This window comes from Halomonas sp. RT37, assembly GCF_040070525.1.
GTDB lineage: Bacteria > Pseudomonadota > Gammaproteobacteria > Pseudomonadales > Halomonadaceae > Halomonas > Halomonas litopenaei.
This window is the reverse complement of sequence record NZ_CP098827.1, coordinates 1,935,637-1,959,954: the sequence shown is the minus strand read 5'-3', so window position 1 is coordinate 1,959,954 and position 24,318 is coordinate 1,935,637. Positions and strand designations below refer to the sequence as shown.

The 24,318-nt window shown below is 62.9% G+C and carries 18 protein-coding genes; 5 read left to right on the top strand and 13 right to left on the bottom strand.

The genetic code is table 11. The features are described from left to right. Window positions 1–22: 22 nt before the first annotated feature. From NFG58_RS08470 to NFG58_RS08460, 3 genes are all read left to right on the top strand, one after another. Window positions 23–232 (top strand): hypothetical protein, encoded by a 210-nt coding sequence (locus NFG58_RS08470; RefSeq protein WP_253028577.1) that lies wholly within the window; start codon window positions 23–25, stop codon window positions 230–232. Further along, window positions 229–1,515 carry a GNVR domain-containing protein gene (locus NFG58_RS08465; RefSeq protein ID WP_348815887.1) on the top strand — a complete coding sequence of 429 codons (1,287 nt, stop codon included), beginning with the start codon at window positions 229–231 and terminating at the stop codon, window positions 1,513–1,515. Before NFG58_RS08470 ends, NFG58_RS08465 begins: the two co-directional genes overlap by 4 nt. A 103-nt stretch (window positions 1,516–1,618) precedes the next feature. Then, on the top strand, window positions 1,619–2,452 hold the full coding sequence (locus NFG58_RS08460) for an RNA methyltransferase (protein WP_348827953.1): 834 nt from the start codon (window positions 1,619–1,621) through the stop codon (window positions 2,450–2,452). Between the two features lie 64 nt (window positions 2,453–2,516). On the opposite strand, the gene sodC is transcribed toward NFG58_RS08460, so the two are convergent. From sodC to NFG58_RS08395, 13 genes are all read right to left on the bottom strand, one after another. Then, window positions 2,517–3,050 carry a superoxide dismutase [Cu-Zn] SodC gene (sodC, locus tag NFG58_RS08455; protein ID WP_348827952.1) on the bottom strand — a complete coding sequence of 178 codons (534 nt, stop codon included), beginning with the start codon at window positions 3,048–3,050 and terminating at the stop codon, window positions 2,517–2,519. Window positions 3,051–3,322: 272 nt separating this feature from the next. Then, window positions 3,323–4,681, bottom strand: coding sequence for a Na+/H+ antiporter family protein (locus NFG58_RS08450; RefSeq protein ID WP_348827951.1), 1,359 nt, complete (start codon window positions 4,679–4,681; stop codon window positions 3,323–3,325). A 450-nt stretch (window positions 4,682–5,131) separates the two neighbouring features. Beyond that, complete coding sequence (locus NFG58_RS08445) at window positions 5,132–6,163, bottom strand: branched-chain amino acid transaminase (protein WP_348827950.1); 1,032 nt, start codon at window positions 6,161–6,163, stop codon at window positions 5,132–5,134. Continuing rightward, a complete protein-coding gene (locus NFG58_RS08440; protein ID WP_348827949.1) occupies window positions 6,160–7,371 on the bottom strand; it encodes a class II histone deacetylase in 1,212 nt (403 codons plus the stop codon). The genes NFG58_RS08445 and NFG58_RS08440 overlap by 4 nt, the downstream gene beginning before the upstream one ends. Window positions 7,372–7,379: 8 nt before the next feature. Then, a complete protein-coding gene (locus NFG58_RS08435) occupies window positions 7,380–7,736 on the bottom strand; it encodes a RidA family protein (RefSeq protein ID WP_108132815.1) in 357 nt (118 codons plus the stop codon). Window positions 7,737–7,818: 82 nt separating this feature from the next. Further along, window positions 7,819–8,853 carry a histone deacetylase family protein gene (locus NFG58_RS08430; RefSeq protein ID WP_045994862.1) on the bottom strand — a complete coding sequence of 345 codons (1,035 nt, stop codon included), beginning with the start codon at window positions 8,851–8,853 and terminating at the stop codon, window positions 7,819–7,821. Window positions 8,854–8,894: 41 nt separating this feature from the next. Beyond that, a complete protein-coding gene (locus tag NFG58_RS08425) occupies window positions 8,895–10,172 on the bottom strand; it encodes a TRAP transporter large permease (protein WP_108132764.1) in 1,278 nt (425 codons plus the stop codon). After that, on the bottom strand, window positions 10,169–10,813 hold the full coding sequence (locus NFG58_RS08420; protein WP_348827948.1) for a TRAP transporter small permease: 645 nt from the start codon (window positions 10,811–10,813) through the stop codon (window positions 10,169–10,171). Before NFG58_RS08420 ends, NFG58_RS08425 begins: the two co-directional genes overlap by 4 nt. A 64-nt stretch (window positions 10,814–10,877) precedes the next feature. After that, window positions 10,878–11,930, bottom strand: a complete 1,053-nt coding sequence (gene dctP, locus NFG58_RS08415; RefSeq protein WP_045994863.1) for a TRAP transporter substrate-binding protein DctP — start codon at window positions 11,928–11,930, stop codon at window positions 10,878–10,880. 493 nt (window positions 11,931–12,423) lie between these two features. Then, on the bottom strand, window positions 12,424–13,188 hold the full coding sequence (locus tag NFG58_RS08410) for an AraC family transcriptional regulator (protein WP_287164963.1): 765 nt from the start codon (window positions 13,186–13,188) through the stop codon (window positions 12,424–12,426). A 154-nt stretch (window positions 13,189–13,342) separates the two neighbouring features. After that, window positions 13,343–13,636 carry a hypothetical protein gene (locus NFG58_RS08405; RefSeq protein WP_108195016.1) on the bottom strand — a complete coding sequence of 98 codons (294 nt, stop codon included), beginning with the start codon at window positions 13,634–13,636 and terminating at the stop codon, window positions 13,343–13,345. Window positions 13,637–13,655: 19 nt separating this feature from the next. Continuing rightward, window positions 13,656–13,838 (bottom strand): hypothetical protein, encoded by a 183-nt coding sequence (locus NFG58_RS08400; protein WP_045994856.1) that lies wholly within the window; start codon window positions 13,836–13,838, stop codon window positions 13,656–13,658. Window positions 13,839–14,018: 180 nt separating this feature from the next. After that, window positions 14,019–20,174, bottom strand: coding sequence for a carbohydrate-binding protein (locus NFG58_RS08395; RefSeq protein ID WP_348827947.1), 6,156 nt, complete (start codon window positions 20,172–20,174; stop codon window positions 14,019–14,021). A gap of 522 nt (window positions 20,175–20,696) precedes the next feature. On the opposite strand from NFG58_RS08395, the gene NFG58_RS08390 reads away from it, so the two are divergent. Together NFG58_RS08390 and NFG58_RS08385 are read left to right on the top strand one after the other, a co-directional pair. Next, window positions 20,697–22,505 (top strand): type I secretion system permease/ATPase, encoded by a 1,809-nt coding sequence (locus NFG58_RS08390; protein WP_348827946.1) that lies wholly within the window; start codon window positions 20,697–20,699, stop codon window positions 22,503–22,505. Beyond that, window positions 22,502–23,872, top strand: a complete 1,371-nt coding sequence (locus NFG58_RS08385; protein WP_348827945.1) for an HlyD family type I secretion periplasmic adaptor subunit — start codon at window positions 22,502–22,504, stop codon at window positions 23,870–23,872. Before NFG58_RS08390 ends, NFG58_RS08385 begins: the two co-directional genes overlap by 4 nt. Window positions 23,873–24,318: the final 446 nt, after the last annotated feature.

Below are 24,318 nucleotides of genomic sequence, written 5' to 3'. Positions count from 1 at the left end.
TAAACACCTGGTGGCATCCCCCATGATGCTGCTGCTTCCGGGCGCTCTGGCGTTCAGCGAACGACGCTATATCTCGGCGGCCATCATGCTCGCCGCGGCACTTGCGCCCATCTTCCTGCTGTATCTGGACCTGGTCGACACCTCTCATTTTCTTCTTGCGGAAGTGTCTGTCCTGCTCGTTCACCTGCTCGCTCTGACGGCGAGGCTTGCTGTCTGGAATCCTCACGCATGAACTCTTTCAACCACCAAGCCGTCGATCAACCTGAGCATCCTTCCTCTGACGAGATTGACCTGCGAGACATTGCCATCATGCTGATCAACGGATGGCGCTGGATCGCCGTCAGCATGGCAACCTGCCTCGCACTGGCGACGCTCTATCTGGTGGCATCCACACCGTCATACCATTCTTCGCTCGCCTACACCGAGACCAGTGATGGTCTCAATGTGATCAACCGCATTCCGGGGATTGCCATCACTCCCCAGCAAGCCGTTTCCGAACTGGAGATCCGCCTGGGGAGTTACGAGCGCTTCCGCGGCTTCCTCGACCAGCACCCCGACTACGCCGACATGCTGATGCAGGATAGCGCTCCGGAACTCGAAGGCACGGTGCTTCGCACGCAGTTCCGAGAGCTGAAGGTCGCGCCTGGCGACCTCGCCTCCGGTAGCCCCGGGGAGGTTAGCTTCTCCTATCGTGAAGATATCGACGGCGCTGCATTGCTGAACCAGTACTTCCAGTGGTCGCAGCGGCAGTACACCGAAGACCTGCTCGCGCGCGTCGATCGTAGCCTGGCCAGCGCCATTTCACGCAATGAGGCAGACATGGAAGCCCACCTGGAGGCCTACGACGCCGAGCTTGACGCGACCGTCACGCGGATGAGCGAGGAGCACTCGATTCGCCGGCTCGAGCTCCAGGATCAGCTTGCCGCCGAACGCGCCGCGGAGCGCGCTTCCCGCGAGGAGCGCATTCGCACCCTGGAAGTAGCAGAAGAGATCGCCGGCATGCTTGGCATCACCAAGCCGACGTCCCCACTATCGCTGGGAGACGCCGATGACGCCGCCCGTATCGTCTACGACAACGTCAGCATCGGCAATGATCTACCACTGTACTTCCTGGGTACCGAAGCCCTGGCGGCCGAGCGCGAGGTATTGAAGCAGGGGCTCGACCAGCCCATCTCCTCGCCGGCCATCCGTCAGATCGAAAAGCAGCTCGAACAGTTGCAGCACCAGCGACGTATCGAGGCTTTCAAGTCTCGCGAGAGCGACTCGGCGTTCATTGACGCCTACAACCAGCTACGCCAGGAAAACACTCTGCTGAGGGCCAACCGCATCACCGCCGACGACATCCACGTCGTCGAGGTGGTCAATGTGGCCTATCGCCCAATGCAGCCCGAGGGCCCCGGCAAGGCCCTGGTGATGGCGCTCGCCGTGATCCTCGGGGGTATGCTCGGCGTGATGCTGGTGATGCTGGTGGCGTTCAGCCGCAGCTTAAGGCGGTATCGTTCACAGACAGCCTGATCTTTTCACCACCGTCTCAGGGGCCGCCATCGCGGCCCCTTCGCTTTGGGCGAAAGTGGCGGTATGGTGTCGCTCGTTTTCCCATCGACGGTTGCCGTGCTCCATGACTCAAGCCTTGCCCTTCGCCAATCTGCGCATCGTTCTTGTCCAGACCTACCATCCCGGCAACATCGGCTCCGCCGCTCGCGCGATGAAGACCATGGGCCTGACCGATCTGGTGCTGGTCAATCCACGCGTCTTTCCCGATGAAGAGGCCACCCGCCTGGCCGCAGGTGCGGCAGATGTGGTCGAAAACGCCCGCGTGGTGGAACGTCTCGAGGACGCCATCGATGACTGTGTCAGGGTGGTCGGGGCCAGCGCCAGGCTGAGAAGCCTGCCACTGCCCCACTACGACGAACCGGACGAGATGGCCCAGGCGCTGGTGAAGGACGCGGTGCATGACCCGGTGGCACTGGTCTTCGGCCGCGAGCGCTTCGGCCTGACCAACGACGAAATCCGCCTGTGCTCGCATCAGGTCAGCATTCCGGCCAATCCCGACTACGGCATCCTGAACCTATCCCAGGCAGTGCAGGTGCTGGCCTACGAGTTGCGCCGGGCCTGGCGCCGACTCCCCTGCCCTGATGTCGATGTCGCGGTCGATAGCGATACCGACACGGATGCCGAAACGGATACCGACACCGACAGCGTCGCCACCTCGGGGACCCCGTCACGGCTACGCCAGCCCACCCGCGAGCAGGTCGCCCACTTTCAGGCACATCTGGGCCGGGTGATGCGCGACAGTGGTTTTATTACCCAGCCCCACGCTCGCACCGAGGAACAGCTCCAGGCGCTGTTCGCCCGGGCCACGCCCACGCGCAAGGAACTCTCGCTGCTGCGCGGCCTGCTGTCATCCCTCGAGACGCACCTGCCCCCTTCCAGCGACGATCGCCAGGACTGACGTCACTACAGCAAAAGGCCCCGCCTGGGCGGGGCCTGGATGGCCATGTCGGGGGTGGCGTCGATCAGCCTTCGATGACGCCACAGGCGACGCGGGCACCGCCACCGCCGAGCTTGGGCTCGTCGGAGTAGTTGTCACCACCGGAGTGAATCATGATGGCGTGGCCTGCCAGGTCATCCTCGCTGATGCGCGGCGCCAGGGTCGGCAGTGTCGCCTCGCCCTGCTGTCCCACCGCCAGCGCCGGCAGGTCACCCAGGTGGCCGTCACCGTAGGGACCCTGGTGGGTGCCGGTGTCCTCCGGGTCGAAGTGGCCTCCGGCGCCAGCCGCCGCAACCGTCTCGCCATCCTTCTCGGCCGGCTCGCAGCTCGGGTTCACGTGAACGTGAAGGCCGTGGATGCCGGTGTCCAGACCCTCGAGGTCGGGCGTGATCCTGAGACCATGCTCACTATCCTCGAAACTGATGGTGCCGAGGGAGTCGCCAATACCGTCGGTGCTGACGCTGTGCATCTCTACCTCCGTGGCGGCGTGGGCGGCGCCAGTTACCAGCAGGCCTGCCCCCAGCAAGCACGATCCGGCAAATACGCGTACCTTCAACATCTTGTCGCTCCTGTCCATGTGTCGATCCTCTCCATCTGTGAACAAGTGTCTTGCTGCGCCCTGGGCTCGATAACTCCTTCATCTTCCCGGGAGCGCCACGACCCACCGGTCGATGAGTCTCCCCCAGCGTGGACCATATCGACGGATCTGCACAACCCGTAGCACCATGTCTCACTATTGCGGCGGCTCACACGTCGATGTTCGGGCCGGGCCTGGCGCACAAAAAAACGCCCGCGCGAATAGCGCGGGCGTCTGGGCTTTCCGGTGGGCGATCACAGCGTCATCGCCGCCAGCCAGCCAAAGCCGATCAACGGGATGTTGTAGTGCACGAAGGTCGGCACCACGCTGTCCCAGATATGATCATGCTGACGATCCACGTTGAGGCCGGAGGTCGGCCCGAGAGTGGAGTCCGACGCCGGGGAGCCGGCGTCACCCAGGGCGGCGGCGGTGCCGACCAGGGCCACCGTCGCCAGATCGGAGAAGCCGAACTGTACCGCCAGCGGAACGAAGATGGCGGCGATGATCGGGATGGTCGAAAACGACGAGCCGATGCCCAGGGTGATGAACAGCCCCACCAGAAGCATCAAGAGCGCCGCCAGGCCACGGTTGTCGCCGATCACCTCGACGCTGGCGCTGACCAGCGTCTCGATCTCGCCGGTGGCGGTCATCACGGCCGCGAAGCCGGAGGCCGAGATCATGATGAAGCCGATCAGGGCCATCATGCGCATGCCGCTGGTGAACAGATCATCGGCTTCACGCCAGCGGAAGATGCCGCCCATGGACAACAGCGAAAAGCCCACCAGGCCACCCAGGATCATCGAGCCGGTATAGAGCTGGATGCCGAGCGCAGCGACGATCGCTACCACCGACATGATCAGGCCCAGGGTGTGAGGCTCCTCGATCTCGCTGTGGTCGTGGCCATGGCCGTGGGCCGGCGTATTGCCGAGTTCCACCTCGTCATAGACCCGAGGCTTGCGGTAGGACAGGAACACCGCCACCAGAAGCCCGAGGAACATGCCGGCGACCGGCACGCCCATGGCCATGGGCACCATGGCGCGGTCGATCTCGAGGCCCAGCGCGGCGCCAGCCTCGTTGATGTTGGCCAGCAGGATGTCGTTGAGGAAGATCGCCCCGAAGCCTACCGGCAGCAACATGTAGGGCGCGGTCAGGCCGAAGGTCAGGGTACAGGCGACCGCGCGGCGGTCCATCCTGAGCTGATTCATCACTTTGAGCAGCGGCGGAATCAGGATCGGAATAAAGGCGATGTGGACCGGGATCAGGTTCTGGGAAGAGATCGCCACCAGCAGCACGCTACCGATCAGCAGGTACTTGACCGTGGCCTGACGGGAGGCGCTGGACTCGTGGCCCAGCAGAGTGATCAGGCGGCGTGCCAGCAGGTCCGGCAGGCCCGAGCGAGAGATCGCCACGGCGAAGGCACCGAGGGTGGCGTAGGCCAGCGCCACCTTGGCACCGCCACCGACACCGTCGTTGAAGGCCGCCAGGGTGTCCTCGATGGACAGACCACCGGCCAGGCCGCCCACCAGGGCCCCTACCACCAGGGCCAGCACCACGGAGACCCGCGCCAGCGACAGTCCCACCATCACCAGCACGGCAAGGATTACAGCGTTCATAGACGAATCCAGGTTTAAGTTCGAGAGAGGGTTTGCGCAATCAAGGCTTGTCGGAAAAGCACCGGCGCTCGCCGGCTTTTCGTGCCAAGCCTGGTGCCTGGCGAGACGGCCTCGACTGCCGTACGCGACGGCGCCTGGGCATTTCGCCGGTAACAGGCGGCGCGAATGGTACCAGAAAAGTCCTGTGGCCGGGATGTCACCAAAGGGTCATGAGGCGGTTATCTGACTGACACACGCCTGGCCGATACTACCTCTGTGTTCAGGCGACACCGGGCAAGGGACACTGCCCCTCGAGCGTCACGGAGGCGACGGCGCGGGAAGCGCCAAGGGAGCAACACGGGCACAGGGAAGCTGCCCCAGGGAGGAAAGGCGGCTAGCTGCGCCACGACTCAAGGGTCGTGGCGCCTTTCTTTGTGGCCATCGTGCAGCCGCCTGGTTGTGTAAACCGACCTAGTCGCTGTCTGTGTCGATATCCACTTCGTTATCCGTCGGGACCAGGTTCAGCCAGTCGGCGTAGCGCGCCAGGTCATGGCGATCTCCGTTGGTCGCCGGCGACAACCGACCTCGACAGACGTCGCGATACAGTCGCTGCAATCTTGCCGTCAGGCTATCGGCGGCTATCGGCTCAGCGACCCCGGGTGCCCCGGCACGGGCGCCGATATGGCGACCATCGAGCTCCCGCAACGGCAGTATCTCGGCGGCGGTGCCGGTAACAAAGGCCTCGTCGGCGATGTACAGCTCATCGCGGGTAATGCGGCGCTCCTGCACCTCCACGCCCAACACCTCACGCGCCAATCGGATCACGCTGTCCCGGGTGATCCCCTGCAGGCAGGAGGTGACCTCCGGGGTGTGCAACACCCCGTCTCGATAGAGAAAGACATTGGCCGCGCTGGCCTCGGCCACGTAGCCTTCGGCGTCAAGCATGATCGCCTCGTCAAAGCCCGCCTTCACCGCGGTATTCAATGCCAGCATGCTGTTGACGTAGTGGCCGCTGGTCTTGGCCCGACAGGCGCTGATATTGACGTGATGGCGCGCCCAGGACGAGGTCAGGGCCCTGAGCCCGACGGCAGCGGTCTCGGCGCTGACGTAGGGTCCCAGGTCCCAGGCCACCACCATCATCTGACAGCTAAGCGCCTTGGCGCGCAGCCCAAGGCCCTCGGGACCGAGAAACACGGTGGGCTTGAGATAGGCATCGGTCAGTCCGTTGCGGACCAGGCACTGGCTTTGCGCCTCGATCAGCTCTTCATGGCTCCAGGGCACCTCGAGGTCGAGGATATGGGCGCTGTCCAGCAGGCGTCGGGTATGCTCGTGGACCCGAAACAGCCGGGCATTGCCGTTGTCGTCACGATAGGCGCGCACGCCCTCGAAGCAGCCCATGCCATAGTGCAGCGAATGAGTCAGCAGATGGGTCGTGGCCTCCCGCCAGGGCAGCCATTCGCCGTTCTTCCAGATCCAGCCGTCGCGCTGGTGCAGTCCACTCATGTGCCTGGCTCCCTGTCCCTGTTCCTGTTTGCGTCGCTGTCCCTGCCACAGACGCAGGCGATAGCCTCTTCAGCCTGGCTGTCGTCGCGGGCCTCGGTGATCTGCCCAGGCCAGTCGCGCCGCCAGCCATCGATCAGTTCACGCTGGTGGGGCTGCAGTGCCTGATAGCCCCAGGCGGCGATCTCGTCGTTCTGTGGGTCATCCACGCCGATGTCGCTGTCGGCCAGCGCCTGAATCACGGCGTGGCCACACAGCGGGACATAGCCTTCCGAGTAGCCGCCTTCGTGGACGACCACCAGGCGCCCTTCACAACATCGCTGAGCCAGCGCCTTGACCGACTGGGCCATGCGCCCGAAGGCATCGCTATTGAGCAGCATCTTGCCCAGCGGGTCCTTGGCGCAGGCGTCATAGCCACAGGCCACCACGATCAGATCCGGCGCGAAGGCCTCGATGGCCGGCAGCACCAGGCGCTCGACCGCATAGTCGTAGGCGCCAAGCCCCGAGCCCGGCGGCAACGGCAGATTGAGACAGGACCCCGACGCGCCCTCACCGCCCTGCTCGTCGAAGCCACCGGTCTCGAGCGGATAGTTGCCGGCCTGGTGCAGCGATACCGTCAGCACATCAGGGTCGTCCCAGAAGGCGCTCTGCTGGCCGTTGCCGTGGTGCACGTCCCAGTCGAGGATCGCCACCCGCCGCACCAGCCCCAGTGCCTTTGCTCGCATCACCGCCACCGGAATATTGCCGAGCAGGCAGAAGCCGCGACCGCGATCGGCTTCGGCGTGGTGCCCCGGTGGACGGCACAGCGCATAGGCGCTGGCGTGGGTGCCACGGGCCACCGCCTCCACCGCTGCGATGGCAAGCCCGGCGGACTGCCGGGCGCTGGCAAGGCTGCCCGGGCGATAGGGCGCAGCCTCGCCGGCATCGCCACCCAGGCCCGCATCACCCGCCTCCAGCGCATCAAGGTAGTCTTTCGTGTGGAAGCGCTGCAGGTCCTCGCGGCCGGCCGCCGGCGGCTTTACCACCTCAAGCTCGTCGATGAGCCCGCTGACCTCCAGCAGGTTCTTGAGACGGCGCTTGCTCTCCGGGCTCTCCGAGGCCGGCTGGGGCTGCAGCCAGGGCCCTGGCGCCGAAAATACCCCGATCGCCCCCTGGTCGTGCCAGAAGCAGCGCTCGTGCCAATAGAAACCGGTCGTCTTGCTGCGGCTCATGGGCGACCTCAGGCCTGGGGCAAGGCGGCCACCACCATGATCTCGACCTTCCACTCCGGCCGGGCCAGGCGCGCTTCCACCGCGGCACGTACCGGCGGACGTCCGGGGCTGACCCAGGCGTCCCAGGCGGCATTCATCTCGTCAAATTCGGCCATGTCGGTGACCCATACCTGGGCCGAGATCAGTCGATCCTTGGAGGTCCCGGCCTTGGCCAGCAGTTCGTCGATTCGCGCCAGCACCTGCTCGGTCTGGCCGCGCATGCCTTGGCTGGCGTCCGCCGGTACCTGGCCGGAGAGGTAGACGGTGCCATTGTGAACGGCGATCTGGCTCATGCGGTCGTTGCTGTCGTGAAGGGTCGGGCTCATGGTGTTTTCCTTGTGGGAGATCATCCGCGGGATGATCGTTGGGCTAAGTATTGAGCTGTATCAGGCTGTATTTAAGCTATGGTCAGGCGTCGTTGAATCCGCGCAGGAAGGCGGCCAGGTTATGGCTCAAGGCCGCGGTCGGATAGCCGCCCTCCTGCACCAGCACGGTGGGCAGGCCCAGCTCACCGATCTGGCGACCGATGGCGACGAAGTCCGGGGTTTCAAGCGTCAGCCCCGCCAGCGGGTCGTCCTTGTGGGCATCGAGTCCCAGCGCCACAACCAGCGCGTCCGGGCTGAAGCTCGCCATGGCGTCGAGCAGCTCATCGAGACCGGCCTGAAAGGCCTCGATACCGCTGCCTAGTGCCAGCGGCACATTGAGGTTGGCGCCGAGTCCAGGACCGATACCGGTCTCGCCGGCTCCGCCCCAGTAGTAGGGATAGAAGTCGCTGGGATCGACGTGCAGCGATCCTGTCCAGACGTCGCCACGGTCGTAGAAGATGTCCTGGGTGCCGTTACCGTGGTGGAGGTCGATATCGAGAATCGCCACCTGGGACACATGCTCGCGCAGCACCGTGGCCGCGAGGGCCGCGTTATTCAGAAAACAGAAGCCCCCGGCACGATCGGGGCCGGCGTGGTGCCCCGGCGGACGACACAGAGCGTAGGCGGTGCCGCCGCCGGCGACGATGCTCTCGGCGGCGGCCTGGGCGGTAGCGGCACTGGCCAGGATGCCCTGAAAGCTGGTCTCGGTCATCGGACAGGCCATGTCGTGCATGTGCCAGCCCACCTGCCCCACCGGATGGCGCGGGTAGTGCTTGCCGCCGCCGCAGGGATGGACGTTCGGCGCCACGAATTCGGTGGCGTCCGGCAACGCCTGCCAGCGGGCATGGATGGTCTCGAGAAAATCCAGGTAGCGCTCGCTGTGGATCTCCTTGAGACGCTCCCTGAGCGTGGGACTGTCGACCTCGGCCGGCGCTGTCAGGGCCAGGCCGACCTCGGCCAGGCCTTCGCTCAGAAGCTCCGCCCGGCGGGGCCCTTCGGGGGAATCGGTAAGGGCTCCACGCTTCAGGAACTGAGGCGGCGCATGACGTTCCTGGTCAGGATGGTAGAAAAGTTTCATCTGCATCTGTCTCCGGTGATGACGCTCCGTCACTGCTCACATCAGTCGAGCAGCGAGGGGATCCATGTCGATAGTGCCGGAAAACCCGCCAGCAACACCACTACCAGGATAAAGGCGGTATAAAACGGCAGCGACGCCAGGATCGCCTTTTCGTAGGGGACCTGGGCGATTCTTGCCGCCGTCATCAGCGTCATGCCCACCGGTGGCGTGACGTTGGCGATGTTGAGGGTGACGATCATGACGATGGCGAAGTGCAGTGGATCGAAACCCAGGCTGACCATCGCCGGCACCACCACAGGGCCGATGACCACTAGCGCCGGCAGTACATCCATGACCGTGCCGATGACGATCAGCAACAGGCACACCAGCAAGATCTGCACGAAGGCGACATCGCTCAGGGAGGTGATCAGGCTCGCCGCCTCCCGGGCGACGCCAGAGCGGGTGACAAACCAGCCGAGCACCGCCGAGGTCGCCAGCAGAAAGAACACGACACCGGAAAACTTGACCGTGGTCACGAGCGCCTGGGCCACCTTGGCCAGAGTCAGGTTGCGATAGAACAGCATGCCGATCAGGATCGCGTACACTGCGGCAAAGCCTGAAGCTTCGGTGATGGTGGTCATGCCCGAGAGTATCCCGCCGAGGATGATCAACGGCACCAGCATGGCCGGCAGCGCCGAGAAGAATGCCAGCAGTGCCATCTTCAGCGGTGTCGGCGCCTGCTTGGGGTAGCCCCGTCGCCAGGCCAGCACGATGCTGGTGGCCAGCAGCGCCACGGTCATCAGAATGCCCGGCACGATGCCTCCGGCAAACAGGTCGATGACCGAGACGTCCCGCAGCAGGGTGGCGTACACCACCATCACCACGCTTGGGGGAATGATCGGCCCGATGATCGAGGAACAGGCGGTGATCGCCGCCGCGTATTCGGCGTCGTAGCCCTGCTTCTTCATCTCCGGAATCATGATCTTGCCGATCGCCACGGTATCGGTGATGGCGGCCCCGGTCAGCCCGGCGAAGAACAGCGATACCGTCACGTTGACGTGAGACAGCGCCCCCCTCACCCGGCCGAACAGCGCATTGTTGAAGGCGATCAGCTTCTGGGTCAGCCCGCCCTGGTTCATCAACTCGGCGGTAAAGATGAAGTACGGCACGGCGATCAGCATGTAGCCGGAGACACCGGAGAACATGCGATCGGCGATGATCCCCACCAGGCGCTCGCCGCCCAGCTCATAGACCCCGGCAACCCCCGAGATCGCCATGACCACTGCGACCGGGGCGCCGATCGCCAACACCAGGATAAAGGCCAGAATCGCGGCGGTCATGAGCGTGGCTCCCGGGCGACAGCGTCGCCTTGTGGTGAAGAGGGATCGGAGGATTCGACACGGCTGTCGACCGCCTGCTCGGCATTGCTGCCGGTGCCATTGTCATTGGAATGGATCGCCTGCTCGATCACCGCGTCGCTGTCGATGAAGTGCTCGAGCAGTGCAAAGCCGTGCACCAGATGCAGCGCGATGATGGCGCCGGTCAGCGGCACCGCGAAGGTGGTCCACTTGTAGGAAATCTGAATACTGTCGGACACCATGTAGCTCTGGCGGGCGTTGGAGAAGAAGTCCCAGCCGTAGAACATCATCAGCACCGCCAGCGCGCCGATGACGGCCAGGGTCGCGCCGGCTGCCAGCACCACCAGCGGGCGCGGCAGCAGCTTGACCAGCAGTGTCATGGCCACGTGCTCGCCGGAATGCAGCGCGATGGTCGAGGAGATGAGCCCGATCCACGGCAGGAACAGGCGGGCCAGGGAATAGGTCCAGCTGAGCGCCCCGCCGGTAAACAGGGTGTACAGAAACCCGGTGAACGAAATACCCAGCATGGCCAGGACGCAGCCGACGCAGAACACGATGGCGAGGCGATTGACGCCGTTGCTCAGGCGCTGGAGCCAGGCCTGAAGAGATCGCAGTGATGACATGACAGGAGAACTCGGGCAAGGCGGTGGGCACTGGCGGGGCGGCCTGGCCGCCCCGCCGCGACAATCACTGGCCGTAGCGGCTGTAGGCCTCTTGCGGCAGCGACTGGCGCAGGCCATCGACCTCGGCCAGCAGGTCGTCGATCAAGGCGGCGTCGAGTCCGAAGTCGTCGACGATCCAGCTCTTCCAGGCCGGACGCGCCACCTCTGCCATGCGCTGGCGCTCTTCTGCCGGCATCAGGTAGCACTCCTCGAAGATCTCGCAGGACGTCTGCCAGCTGGCGGTCGCCAGCATGCCGGAAGCGCCATGGCTCAGGCTGACCGCCTCACGGGCGGCGTTGGTGATGACCCGCTGGTGCTCCTCGGGCAGCTCCTGAAACCAGCTCTCGCTGACCATCCAGCTGGCGCTGTTGTACACGTGCCCGGTCAGGGTGGTGTAGTCGGTCACCTCATCCAGGCCGAAGGTGGTGTTGATCACCGGCGCGTTGAACTGACCGTCGGCGAGTCCGGTCTCCAGCGCGGTGATCAGCTCGCCCCACGGCAGCGGTGTGGCGGAGGCACCCAGCGCCTCCATGGTGGCGACGTGGGCCGGGTTTTCCTCGGTGCGGATGTTGAGCCCCTCGAGGTCATCCACGGTCTTGATCAGCCGCTCGTTGTTGGTGAAGGCGACAAAGCCGCCACCATCATCGAAGGTCCCCAGATAGCGCATGTCCGCCTGTTCGATGGCGCCCTGCATGAAGTCGGCGAACCACTCGCCATCGAAGAAGGCCCAGGCCTGGCGCCAGTCATCGAACAGGAAGGGGGCCGTCACCGCCTGATACTCGGGGTAGAACGACGACATCGCGCCGGAGGTCAGAATGGCGGACTGCAGCGCCCTGCCACCGGCCTGGACCTGGGAGCCGGTCTCGACCTCGGAGCCCATCTGGCCGCCACCGAAGATGCTGACGGTGACGTCGCCTTCGGTGCGACTTTCCACCAGCTCCTTGAAGTGGACCAGGGCAGGATAGATGGCGTTGTTGGTCAGGTTCTCGGGGATCAGGGTAGCGATGGCCATCTCGTAGGACTGAGCCTGCGCCTGGGACGCCATCAGCGCCAGCGGCAACGCTGCGAGCGCCAGCATCGGCGCTCGTCGCCGCTGTCTGGCCGGCTGGCCACGCCGGGCGCCGACCTTGTGGTTGTCGTGCGAGCGGCGGTCAGCCGAAATGCGGTCGTCAGTGCGGGCGGAGGCAGTAAGGGAGGTCGAAGACATCGGTAACTCCGGTTGTTGTCATGGTTGTTGTCATTGTTGATGGCGCCGAGTGACTCCTTTTCAGGCTATGCGCGAAACCCATCGTCAACTTGCCCGAGACTACGAAAACCTTGCCCGGAACTCAGGCAAACCGTGTCGTCGGACACAACGTCACCGCGACGAGAGGAGAAAAGTGACAGGTGGGTGAGCGCGAGAGCCGAGAGAAGCTGGCTGAATCGCTGTCCAGGCATTGTTTGAAAAGTCGGCGAGCGATGGTTAGACAAGGCAAAAATCGGTGAGAGAGCGCAGTTTACAAGGTGTAAATGAGCACCTTGATCCGGTTTTTAACGCCGTATTACCGAGCGCAGGCACTTTTCATCAAAGCCTATGGATCTGTGCGCTCCCGGGAGGGCGCCACCCCATGAACCCTGCGATAGGCTCGGGAAAAACTGCCCTGGTCACGAAAGCCCACCAGCGCCCCAATCTGCCCCAGCGGCAACTCGCTGTGACGGATCAGCGCCTGGGCGTGGCTCAACCGGCGTCGACGAACATAGGCCTGCGGCGTCATCCCGGTGGCCTGGCGAAAGCTGGCGTGGAAGTGACCGGGACTTAGCGCGCACAAGGACGCCAGGTCATCCACGCGAATATCACTGGCCAGGTGCCTATCGATCCAGTCGTCCAGCAGACGCAGATCGAGCCGACCGCTGACGCCCGTCGATCGTGTTGGGGCACAGGTTTCGCTGGAAGCCTCCAGATGGAGATAGAGCGCGCGTAACAGAAGCGCTGCGATATCGTTGCCCAGGGTGGGGAATTGATCCAGTTGCCGCATCAGGCTGTCGGCAAGCCGCTGCAGATCGGGGGGCACCGCGAAGAAACGCGGTCGCTCGAACAGTCGGGCCACGTCGACGTCCGGCAGCCCGAAGACCACCGGCACGTCGAGCACGAAGGTACGATTGTTGCCGTCTCCCAGGTAGTCGTGATGGCAGTTGCCTGGAATCAGGCAACCACGCTCGGCGGTGACCCGTTGCTCCCGCCCCTCAAGGGATAGTTCGGTACTGCCGCAGGTGGGCAGAATCAACTGGTGGTAGCCGTGCACGTGGGACACGTGCTCGTTGGCCAGGGTCTTGGTCCTGAGATCGATCCGGCTCACGATCGCCTCGCCTGAAGAAGATACCTCTACCATGCCGCTCACCGAACAGCCTGACAAGCCGGGGCGAACGCCCGGCTTCACGCGACCTCAACGCTTGTCGCCTGGGCATCCTTGTGGCGGGGGCATGGCGGCCGTTGTCAGACTCGGCGTCTTCTCAACAGCGACCCTTCTTGGCCTGTCCCGGCGGGCAGAAGTCGCCACGCCGATCGTGGTCGTCGTAATAGCGATCATGGTCATGATCGTGATCATCGTGGCGATGGCGGTCATGGTCCCAATCGCGATCATGCCAGTCGTCATCACGGTGGTAATCGCGGTCACGGTGGTAGTCGCGGTCACGATGGTCGTCGACGACGATCAAGGGCTCTGCACTGATCCGTGCGGGATCGTAACTGCATCCCGCAAGACCCATCAGCACGAGCAAAAGTACGGCTGTACTCACTGTCTTCATGCGCACTTCCCGGCCACCTTCAGCAACGACCCTTCTTGGCCTGTCCCGGCGGACAGAAGTCGCCACCGTCATGATCTCGATGGTCGCGATGATCGTCATCGATGATGATCAGTGGCTCCGGCGAGACCCGTGCGGGGTCATAGCTGCAGCCCACCATCAACACGGCCATCACCAGGAAAACAATCCATCCAGCGGTTCGCATATGCATGACTCCTTCCGTTCAAATTGACACCAGCCTAACGCAAAGGTCGCCTTTTCGCCGCTGTCGACGCCCTGCAACACCCGGTGTCTGCCAACAGCGACAACTACTCTCTGGATCCGGCGCCCAGAAAAATGCCGCTCCCGGGGGAGCGGCATTCACGGGGTGGGCAGTCATGCCCTGTCAGAACAGTTCGTCGGGTTGCTGCTGGGGCAGGCCCTGCAGATCCAGCGGATCGACCACATCGGGCACTTCCTGCGCAGACTCACCCTGCTCGGCGGCCACGGTGAAGCGCGACGATGGCACCACCTGGTCGGTTTCCTCCGGCGGGACACCGTTGCCTTCGTACATCGGCTTGATACCCTCGATAACGAACATGTTGTCGTTGTAGTCGAGGTTGGATCCGGAATAGTCCTGAAGCACCAGATAGGTATCAGGAATCTCGTTACCTTCATCGTCCAGCGCCTTGAACACGCGAACGTAGTAGCCACGCTCCAGATCCGGCGAATCCGCCGGTGGCTTGCCCTTGCCGGGAGGATTCAACGAGGGATCGGAGGACAGGGTGGCCACCTCGAGGCCGAACAGATCGTTGCCTCCCCAATTGTCAGGAATATCGTCTCGGGTGAAGGTGGCTGCCGGTTCCTGACGATCAAGATAGGTCAGCGGCAGAAAGGACTGGTTCTGGTCCGCATCGTGGCGGATCAACTTGATATCCTGGGAGGTATTCTTGAAGGCGTGGAGTCCAAAGGCAGCCACACCCGCCCCATGCAGTGCGACTATCTGACTCACTTTGGCTTCATCGACCCCGTCGGCCAGGGTCCAGTAGCGCGACAGCACTTCCTCCTCGCTGACGGCGCGATAGAAACCGTAGTCATCGAAGGCCGAGCCTCTGGCGCCACCGTCCGTCGGAATACCGCCGATCCGGTTGCCGAATCCGGCCACATTCCAGACCTCGTCGACGGTCGGTTCCCAGCCGCCCTCATCCTGAGCCTGCCAGAACCCGGCAAGCGTCAACTCCTGGACCGGGGCATCGGCGTCGTTGGTCACCAGCCTCAGACTCCCGAAGAAGCTGCCGTCATCGGCGTTGCTGGCGGGCGGACGATAATTCGCGCGATCGAACAATACATCGATCTCGAGCGATTCCCCCGGTGCCAGTGTCACCCCTTCAAGGGCCGCCGCGTCAGCAAGCACGAAGGGGCCATCCAGTGAGACATCAAGAATGGTCAGCGGGTCGCTGCCATCATTGGAAATGACGGCGGTAGCACTTTCCTTGAAGTCCCGATCCGGGCCACCAAAGTCGTTTTCATCGAGATAGTTGAACAACAGGCGATCACTGAAGTAGTTGACGTCACCACTCTCCAGGTGGGCCACGGCCTCGGCAGTGACGGCGACTGGCGTCACATCCAGGTAGTCGATGCGCTGACTGCACAGATCATCGGACACCATGTGCAGGCGGTACTCGATCCCGGGCTCCAGCTCGACGTAGTAGGACTCTTCACCCGCCGTTCCTGCTCCGGGAAAGGACATCACGGTCAACGGCTTGCCATTGAGACTGAGGGCCAGATCCTCGCCACGCAGCACACCGGCATTCGCCGCCAGATCGAGCCGGTAGAGGCCTCGAGTATCGACCTCGAAGAAGAAGTCAGCGCTTCGCGGGTCGACGCTGAGCGCCGAGATGCCATCCTCAAGCTCGATGCGCACGCCATCGGTGGCGTCGGCTGGCCCGAGAACGGCGGCCCGAATCGCTTCCAACGACTGGTCGGGCACCCACAACAGGTCCATGTCCGGCCCAACCGCCGCCGGCGCGGTCACTACCAGGGTATTGATCCCCGCCTTCAGGCTGACCAGCACGTTATGATAGATCCAGTCAGCGTTATTCTCACTCAGCCCTGCGAAGTCGAGTTCATCCTGGGCGACACCGTTGATACTGAAAGACAGCGGTCGATCCGCCTTGGTCTGAGAAAGGTTGTAGCGGAAACCGATTTCATAGGTTCCCGCTTCTTCGACACGAATCGACCAGGTGATGGTCTGGTCTTGCGTGCCCCTGAAGTCGGCGTAGGCGTTCTCCGAGACGTCGCGCACGTCACCCACTTCGATCACTCGAGGACCGTTGAGCAGTGCATCCTCGGCCTCGTAGATGCCGAAACCGGGCGAAGGCTCGTGCACCACTTCCAGCTGATCCACGTTAGGCCCAGCCCGGGACACCGACTGCAAACGCACCTCGACATCGCCCGGCGTCAGGTTCACCTCGATATCCTGGGTCATCCAGAAACGCCAGCGGTCGGAACCCTCGAGGCTGTCCGGTGCCGGTGGAAAGTCGGCGATACCCACACTCAGGCCATTGACGAAGACCTCGAGAGGTCGATCCGAAAAGCCACCATTGGCATAGCGCACCCGCAGTACGGTGTCACCACCATCACCGGCTTCCAGGGTGAAGCCAAAGGTGATGGCATCGTCCGAGTTCCTGCCGAAATCAGCGTAACCGCCACCGACCCCGTCGTTGTCATCCAGATTGCCGTCATTGCCAAAGCTGCCCGGCTGTAGCCCCGGCACCTCACTGGCGATCCCTTCACGGATGATGATCTCGGCAGCGCCGCCCTCGCTGATGGTGGCGCTGGTGCCGTCGTCAGGGGTGTTGTCCTCGGCCTGGATGGTTGCCAGTATCCTCATCGAGTCAGTGCCAGCCCCTCCGGACGACATGGGTTCGACGGGATCCAGGCGGACCAGCTGACTCTCGCCGGTCCGGCGGTTCAGGGTGACCAGATACAGGCGCCCTGTGGCGGGGTTCTCTATGATATCCAGAGGATCGGTATAGGTGATGACCTTGCCGGCGGCATTCCGAAGAACGTCGTCACCGATGACCTTGCCTTCGGCATTCACCGTGATCCAGCGAATGTCGTCTCCTCCGGAATACTCGGTGATCAGCAGACTGCCCTTGAAGGCATTGCCGAAGGTATCACCGACGTATTCGGTCGCGCCGTTGGCAGAGCGGTTCTCCCCCAGCGAGTAGGCATCGTCGATGCGATAGTTGGGGTCGGGCTCGATGCCTGGATCGTAGGACGTGACCTCGTTGATGTCCTCCAGCCGGGTGGGGTTACCGCCGTTAAGGATGTACTCGTCCTGCAGAGGATTCGGGTGGCCGTAGTACCCCCCCTGCTCGACCTTGAACAGATAGTCATCCTGCTTGACCACGTTGGTCGCCGATTCGTCGATCAGCGTCGAGGGGTCATCCGGCACGGCACCGCCCGCCGCCGAGCCATTGGTCGGCGTGTACAAGTAGCCATTGGAGTGCCAGACCAGATCGTAGGCGTTGCGGACCCCGGTGGCGAAGATCTTGACCACGGCATCATCGACGAAGGGATCGTAGAAGCTCTCCAGCACGAGGCCATCAGCGTCCTGGACGCTGGCGACACCCTTGTCGTCAAACACCAGAAAGCGCCCTTCCTCCATGGGAATGGGGGCATTTTTCAGGTCATTGTCGACGTCGAGGAAGCGTGTCTGGTCTTCCGGCAGGGGCTCGGTGGTGACATCGAAGCCACCAGCGGGCGGCGAGCGCGTCGGATCCACCTCCAACACCGCCGCAGACAGCAGACGTTCGGGCCTATTGCCCCAGGCACTGTCGCCGTCCCCCATGGCGGTATTGGACCCCTGGGTCAGGTAAAGCAGATGCGAGGGTTCAGTGGGCGACGCCTCTGCATCAAACGCCGGATTTTCCCGAAACTCGATGCTGTTGGTGACGTGGTCCGCCACCGAACGGGGAAGTCCGGTCAGGTAGACTTCGGCACTACCGCTGAAGTCGTCTCCCTCGTCCAGGGTAATCTTCAACAAGCGACCGCTGAAGTCGGGGGTCGAGGTGTCTCGTCCGGACAGCGGGATCGGATAGTTGTCGGTCACCCACAACACCTTTGGATCGGTCGGGTCCACCGCGATGCCGATGATACCCCGCCGATTGTTGAAGGCGTCGGCGTCGGGCTCCATGAAGGGATCCAGGGCCAGCGACAGGGCCTCCCCGGGGCCCAGCGAGCCGTCCTCAGGGTCCAGCGCGTAGCGCACGATCTGGCCGCCCATGCTGACCACGTACAGCGCATCACCCCCGGCGCTGACCTCGAGGGAGGTAAAACCGAAGGCTCCGTCGACGGAACCGTTCAACTCCACCGTTCCCTCGAAGGCCACATCACTGGGCAGGATATCCGGTTCTGGCCCGGTAACGAAGGTATTGGTGTACTTCAGGAATTCCCGGGTCGGCAAACTGCTGTCGCTGTTGTCGCCACGATCCTGAAAGCCATCGATCACCAGGCTATAGCTGGTGAAAGGCTTCAGCGTTTCCTTGGGGGAAAGGGTAAGTGAATCGAAACCGCCGGTGGTGTTGATATCAAACGCCACCTCGATGCCGGTGACGGTCTCGAACAACCGTACCGAACCATCGCTCAGGCTCTTCAGGAGTGCGCCTCCTCGGCCCTCGACCACCTGAACGCCGACGAAGATATCGGAGGTGGGATCGACTCCGGTGGGCAGGCTACCGTCTTCCCTGTCCAGATCCACGACAACGGTATTGGTAGCAACACCGGCGATGGCCCGGGCATCGGTAAAGTGCGCATAGTCGAGGCTCGCTGGCTGGTCATCTTCCGGAGTCAGGTCCGGCAGCGGTCGGATCTCCAGATACTGCAGCTTGACGTTCTTGCTGTCGACGTCGAGCGCATCCAGCGTCAGACGACCATCGGTCACCTCAACCACCCGAGTGACCAGATCCGAACGCAGGCCCTCGGTGTCATTGGTCGGCGTCGCATCGATGGAAAAGTCGTCTGGACGCCCTGGGGCAAAGGCATCGGTGAAGGCAACACCCTCCGCATTGACCCCGTAGAAGGCGTCGAAGTTGCCGGAAGCGTCGCCCACCGACAGGGTCACCTCGTAGAAGCCGGGCTCCAGCTCAATTTCCCAGCCTGCATCGACGAAGCCGTCGCGCTCGCTGGTCATCTGGGCAAAGGTCGCCTGGCGCGGGTCCAGGCCGACGAAGCGCTCGGAGCGATCCACCAGGGTAAAAGCACCCTGACTCGCCAGCGACAATGGATCGGTGCCGTTCTCAGTTCCGTCGGCAATGCTTTGCTCGGTGACCCAGCCGTAGCGGTAGGTCTTGCCGTCCACTTCCAGCATCTGTGTTCCAAAGGCCTGGCCGGTGTCCGCGACATAGCCCTCGGGAACGTCGGCCCCCTGTGGCTGGAAGTTGATCTTCAGTGTCGGACGCTCGCCGGGCTCGACGACGAGCGGAGACAGCTTGACCAGGTCAAGGTTGGCCCCCCCTGACGTGAGATTCTCAAGGCGAACAGAATGGGTTCCGGCTTCGAGCTTGAGTTCAAGCGACTCTTCCCGCCAGCGTTGCCAACCATCATCACCAGCCCCGGTGGAAGCAAACTCGAACTCGCCTACCCTTACACCATCAATGTAGAGCGCCATGGGACGATCAGCGTTGCCTCCATTGGCGTAGCGGGCGTCCAGTCGGAAATTGCCGCCTTCCTCCACGGTGACTTCGAATACCCCGGCATCGCCGACATCGTTGCCCAGGTCAAGGTAACCCTCGCCACTGTAGCCAGGCCTGAGCGAATCCACGCCATCGGCTTCCAGGCGCGCCGTCGTATCGGCCGGGCTGCCTGGATCCGACTCCTGATCGTCGATGGTAAAGGTTTCCGCCTCGAACGACATGATGCCTGTTTCCGGCTCCGGATCGGGATCGGGATCAGGATCGGGATCGGGACCGGGATCAGGATCAGGATCAGGAACAGGATCGGGATCGGGATCAGGATCGGGGTCAGGATCGGGATCTGGTTCGTCTTCCACCTTTACCAGTGTCAGCTGATCCAGGTTGGGTCCCTGGCCCACGCCACCCTGTTCCGCCGTGGGGATCGACAAAAACAGCTGATGCGACCCCGGCTCAAGCTCAAGTTCGACCGTCACCTCCTGCCAGCTGCTCCAGCCACCGGTTCCAGGAAAGCTCACCGACGTCGTGACGCCGCCATCCACCTGAAGCGCCAACGGACGATCACTGTTGCTGCCGTTGGCATAGCGCAGGGTCAATTGGTAGCTGCCTGCCGTATCGACACTGATGTCATACTGGACACCATCACCGGGATCCCTGCCAAGATCCACATAGGCATTGTCGACAGCACCGGGCCTGGCGTTGCTACCCGACACCACTTCGGTGACAGCGCCGGAGGGTCTACCGCCAACGTCGATGATGGTGCCCTCTTCCGCCTGCCAAACCAGAAGATCGGCATCCTGTGGCACCACCAACATCTGGGCGGTTCTTCCCGTGATCGGGCTGACCATCTCATCGTTACTGCTCATGGTGACTCCATATATTTTCTACATGTCATATCCCATGAAAACCGTTTTACATTCGGAAACAAATAGCAAATATCTTACACCAACATCAGAAGTTGAGGGTTTTTTTTGATCCAACTACTTCGTCTTGATCAACTCGCCCTTCCACAACAGAACTTTTTTGACGCATCCAAAAGCGGCCGAAAACCTATTTACTCCCTCTAAAAACAATGACTTCAATATTCCTCACAATAATCGTCGACAAAAACAGCACAGAATTCTTCAAGAATTCAACAAAAGAATACGGAAACATCTATTGAGACTCTTCATTTTTATGCCGTTTTACATAGATTTGTAAGCTCTAAAAAAGTCGTTTCGGCGAACTTCTCCCTAGCCTCTCACTCCCTGCCAACTCCATACTTCATTCCATCAGATTTCGGACACCCTGCACGACAAGGTGCTAAACGACATCAGGCATCGCTCTTCGCTCCGGCTGCCAACACCACCAGAACTTCGCCGCAAATCCAGAAAACGAGACGCCTTTACATGACCCCCACCCGTTACAATATTCGGGAGGCGATACTTCGCTGCCGACGCGGCCTCTTCGACGTCGGACTGTTCAGCCTGTTCATCAACCTGTTGATGCTGGTGCCTTCGCTATACATGCTGCAGGTGTATGACCGGGTGCTGGCCAGTCGCAGCGTCGAGACCCTGGTCATGCTGACGTTGGTCGTGGTGTTCCTGTTCGCCGTCATGGGCGGACTCGAGTGGGTTCGCTCGCGACTGCTGGTGCGCATCGGCAATGCCCTGGATGAACGGCTCCAGCCGGCTATCCATCAGGCCATCTACGATCAGGCCCTGCGCCGTCCGGGTGCCACCTCGACCCAGGCGCTGGATGATTTGGCCACGCTGCGCCAGTTCGTCTCCGGCCCCGCCCTGCTCGCCTTCTTCGACACGCCATGGATCCCCCTCTACCTGGGGGTACTGACGCTGTTTCATCCGCTCTACGGGCTCTTTGCCCTGGCCGCCGGCATCCTGTTGCTGGCCCTGGCCGCGATCAACGAGGCCTGCACCCGGGGTCTGCTGAAACAGGCTGGCGCCCACCAGGTCGCCAGCCGCGACGAAACCGCCGCCAACTTGCGCAACGCCGAGGTGCTCCATGCCATGGGCATGCTGGAGAGCGTAAAGCGACGCTGGCAGTCGCAGCACCGTGACTCCCTCGCACTGCAATCCCGGGCCAGTGATCGTTCAGGTGTACTCACCCACCTTTCGAAGATACTAAGGCTGCTGTCCCAGTCGCTGATCCTCGGCCTGGGGGCATGGCTGGTACTGAAGGCGGAATTGACCCCAGGAATGATGATCGCTGGCTCGATCCTGCTGGGGCGAGCTCTGGCCCCCATCGATCAACTGATCAATGGCTGGAAGAGCTTTATCGCCGCCCGTAACGCCCGCGAACGCTTGGGCCAACTCATCGACAGCGAGGCGCCATCACCACCGATGCCGCTGCCCGCCCCGAAGGGCCAGCTTTCCCTCCAGCAGGTATGTGCCGGCCCGCCTGGAGCGACCGTCGCCTCACTCAACGCGATCAGCGTCGACCTCAAGGCTGGCGAACAACTCGCTATCGTCGGCCCGAGTGCCTCGGGAAAATCGACCCTGGCACGGGTAGCCCTGGGCATCTGGCCGAGTCTCGACGGATGCGTACGCCTCGATGGCGCCGACATCCTGCGCTGGGAACGCAGCACCCTGGGGCCCCACCTGGGCTATCTACCCCAGGACGTGGAGCTGTTGGCCGGAAGCATTGCAGACAACATCGCTCGCTTCGGCCCGGGCGACGCCGACGCAGTACTCAAGGCGGCCCACCTGGCCGGCGTCCACGAGTTGATCCTCAAGCTCGACGAAGGCTACGACACCACCATCGGACACGGCGGCACGGGTCTATCCGCCGGCCAGCGTCAACGCATCGGCCTTGCCAGAGCCCTGTACGGCGAACCATCGCTGGTGGTGCTGGACGAACCCGATTCCAATCTGGACGAAAGCGGTGAGCGAGCCCTGGTGGAAACCCTGGTCCGCCTGCGCCGGCTCGCCACCACTACCCTGGTGATCACCCACCGACAGCGCCTGCTGGCCCAGGTCGACCGGGTAATGTTCCTCGACAACGGCCGAGTGACGTCCCTGGCTCCTCCCTCCCCGGCCGGCGGGGCAAGACTCAAGGGAACGGTGTCCTCGGCACGGGTGGTGAAGCAAGTCGCCGGTGCCGGCACGCCCTCTTCTCAACGAGCCCCGTCCGGCGTTGCGCCATCGAACCCGCTGCCAACGGATCCCCCTTCATCCAACAGCTCGAGGACACCACGATGAGCGCTCAAGACTCTACTTCGGTGCCCGTCGAGACCGCCGCCATCGACTCGAGCTCGGCCACCGCCGGTCCTGAGAATCAAGTACCGGTGGACCTTCGGCCCTATCGACGCTGGGGCCTTGCCATCCTGCTGGTGGCCTTCGGCGGCTTCGGGGTCTGGTCGGTCACCGCTCACCTGGCGGTGTCGGTGGTCGCCCCCGGTTCGGTCTCGGTGGAAAGCTTCACCAAGACGATCCAGCACCTGGAAGGCGGCATCGTCGCCGACGTGCTGGTCGAGGACGGCGATCACGTGGAAGCCGGCGACCCACTGATCGTGCTGGACGACACCCAGGCGCTGGCGCAGCAGCGCATCGCCGAAACCGAGTACCTGATCACTCGGGCCAGCGAGGTGAGGTTGCTGGCGGAACAGGCCGACAGCGACAGCCTGGTCTTTCCACCGGAACTGATCGCGTCCAGCAATTCGCGGGTTCAGGAGGTGCTGGGCGTGCAGCGGCGGCTGTTCGAGGTACGCCGGCAATCGCTGGACGATACGCTGGCCGCCCTGGACCAGCAGATTCTTCAACTGGAAGAGCAGATCACCGGCCTGGGGCAAACCCGTTCGATCACCCAGCAACGCATCGACTCGCTGGAGGGTGAGGTCGCCAACCACCGCAAGCTGTTTCGTGACGGCATGATCAGCAGCCAGCGTCTGCGTGAGCTGGAACGCGAGAGCCTGGAGTACCAGAGTGACAACGCGGGACACGCCTCGGAGATCGCCCGACTGCGCGCCCATATCAGTGAAAACACCCTGAACAAGCAGATTCGCCTGCAGGAATTTCAACAGCAGGTGGGCGAAGCGCTACGCCAGGTCCAGGCCGAGGTCGCCGACGCCGAAGAGCGCCTGGTCGCCCTCAATGACACCCTCGCGCGCACGCGAATCACGGCCCCTGTGGCGGGTACCGTGGTGGACCTGCAGGTGCACACCCTGGGCGCCGTGGTACGTGGTGGCGACCCGCTGCTTGACCTGGTCCCGGCCGGCGACGGTTTCGTGATCGAGGCCCGCGTCCCCAACCACGATGTGGATCACCTCTACCCCGGCCAGTCGGCGGAAATCCGCTTCAGCGCCTTCAACCAGCGCCTGTCCAATGTCATCGACGGCGAGGTGGTCCGCGTCAGCGCCGACAGCTTCGAGGACGAAGCCACCCGCCAGCGCTACTACAAGGTCCGTGTCGGAGTGACCGACCTGGGCAAATCCCAGCTGACCGACAACATGCGTCTTGTCGCAGGTATGCCGGCAGAGGTGATGATCCTCACCGGGGAGAGAAGCTTCGCCAGCTATATCACCAAACCGATCAACGATATGCTCGCTAGGGCAATGCGCGAGGAATGACGAAAGACCAATCACCAAACCACTGATTCAATGGCGACATGCTCGCTAGAGCAATGCGCGAGGAATGACGAAAGAGCAATCACCAAACCACTGATTCAATGGCGATATGCTCACTAGGGCCATGCGTGAGGAATGACGAAAGAGCAATCACCAAACCACTGATTCAATGGCGATATGCTCACTAGGGCCATGCGTGAGGAATGACGAAAGAGCAATCACCAAACCGCTGGTTCGATGGCGCCATGCGCACGCGCAGACTGCCAGTTCCAGGAAGGCCCCCCCCAGAGGGATCAAGCAGTAGGATCAAGTACTGGGATCAAGCAGAACAAAATGACGAGGACCGAGTTGGACCACTCGGCTCGATGATGGCAAGAAAAAGAACTGCGCGGACCAAGGTTCAGGGGGGGGACGGTCCGCGCAGGGCCAGCTCCCTGCCGGCACGGGAC

Excerpts from the sequence above, each read along its gene's own strand:
- NFG58_RS08470 (WP_253028577.1), top strand. The coding sequence starts at position 23 with ATGATGCTGCTGCTTCCGGGCGCTCTGGCGTTCAGCGAACGACGCTAT.
- NFG58_RS08465 (WP_348815887.1), top strand. The coding sequence starts at position 229 with ATGAACTCTTTCAACCACCAAGCCGTCGATCAACCTGAGCATCCTTCC.
- NFG58_RS08460 (WP_348827953.1), top strand. The coding sequence starts at position 1,619 with ATGACTCAAGCCTTGCCCTTCGCCAATCTGCGCATCGTTCTTGTCCAG.
- sodC (WP_348827952.1), bottom strand. The coding sequence starts at position 3,050 with ATGTTGAAGGTACGCGTATTTGCCGGATCGTGCTTGCTGGGGGCAGGC.
- NFG58_RS08450 (WP_348827951.1), bottom strand. The coding sequence starts at position 4,681 with ATGAACGCTGTAATCCTTGCCGTGCTGGTGATGGTGGGACTGTCGCTG.
- NFG58_RS08445 (WP_348827950.1), bottom strand. The coding sequence starts at position 6,163 with ATGAGTGGACTGCACCAGCGCGACGGCTGGATCTGGAAGAACGGCGAA.
- NFG58_RS08440 (WP_348827949.1), bottom strand. The coding sequence starts at position 7,371 with ATGAGCCGCAGCAAGACGACCGGTTTCTATTGGCACGAGCGCTGCTTC.
- NFG58_RS08435 (WP_108132815.1), bottom strand. The coding sequence starts at position 7,736 with ATGAGCCCGACCCTTCACGACAGCAACGACCGCATGAGCCAGATCGCC.
- NFG58_RS08430 (WP_045994862.1), bottom strand. The coding sequence starts at position 8,853 with ATGAAACTTTTCTACCATCCTGACCAGGAACGTCATGCGCCGCCTCAG.
- NFG58_RS08425 (WP_108132764.1), bottom strand. The coding sequence starts at position 10,172 with ATGACCGCCGCGATTCTGGCCTTTATCCTGGTGTTGGCGATCGGCGCC.
- NFG58_RS08420 (WP_348827948.1), bottom strand. The coding sequence starts at position 10,813 with ATGTCATCACTGCGATCTCTTCAGGCCTGGCTCCAGCGCCTGAGCAAC.
- dctP (WP_045994863.1), bottom strand. The coding sequence starts at position 11,930 with ATGCTGGCGCTCGCAGCGTTGCCGCTGGCGCTGATGGCGTCCCAGGCG.
- NFG58_RS08405 (WP_108195016.1), bottom strand. The coding sequence starts at position 13,636 with ATGAAGACAGTGAGTACAGCCGTACTTTTGCTCGTGCTGATGGGTCTT.
- NFG58_RS08400 (WP_045994856.1), bottom strand. The coding sequence starts at position 13,838 with ATGCGAACCGCTGGATGGATTGTTTTCCTGGTGATGGCCGTGTTGATG.
- NFG58_RS08395 (WP_348827947.1), bottom strand. The coding sequence starts at position 20,174 with ATGAGCAGTAACGATGAGATGGTCAGCCCGATCACGGGAAGAACCGCC.
- NFG58_RS08390 (WP_348827946.1), top strand. The coding sequence starts at position 20,697 with ATGACCCCCACCCGTTACAATATTCGGGAGGCGATACTTCGCTGCCGA.
- NFG58_RS08385 (WP_348827945.1), top strand. The coding sequence starts at position 22,502 with ATGAGCGCTCAAGACTCTACTTCGGTGCCCGTCGAGACCGCCGCCATC.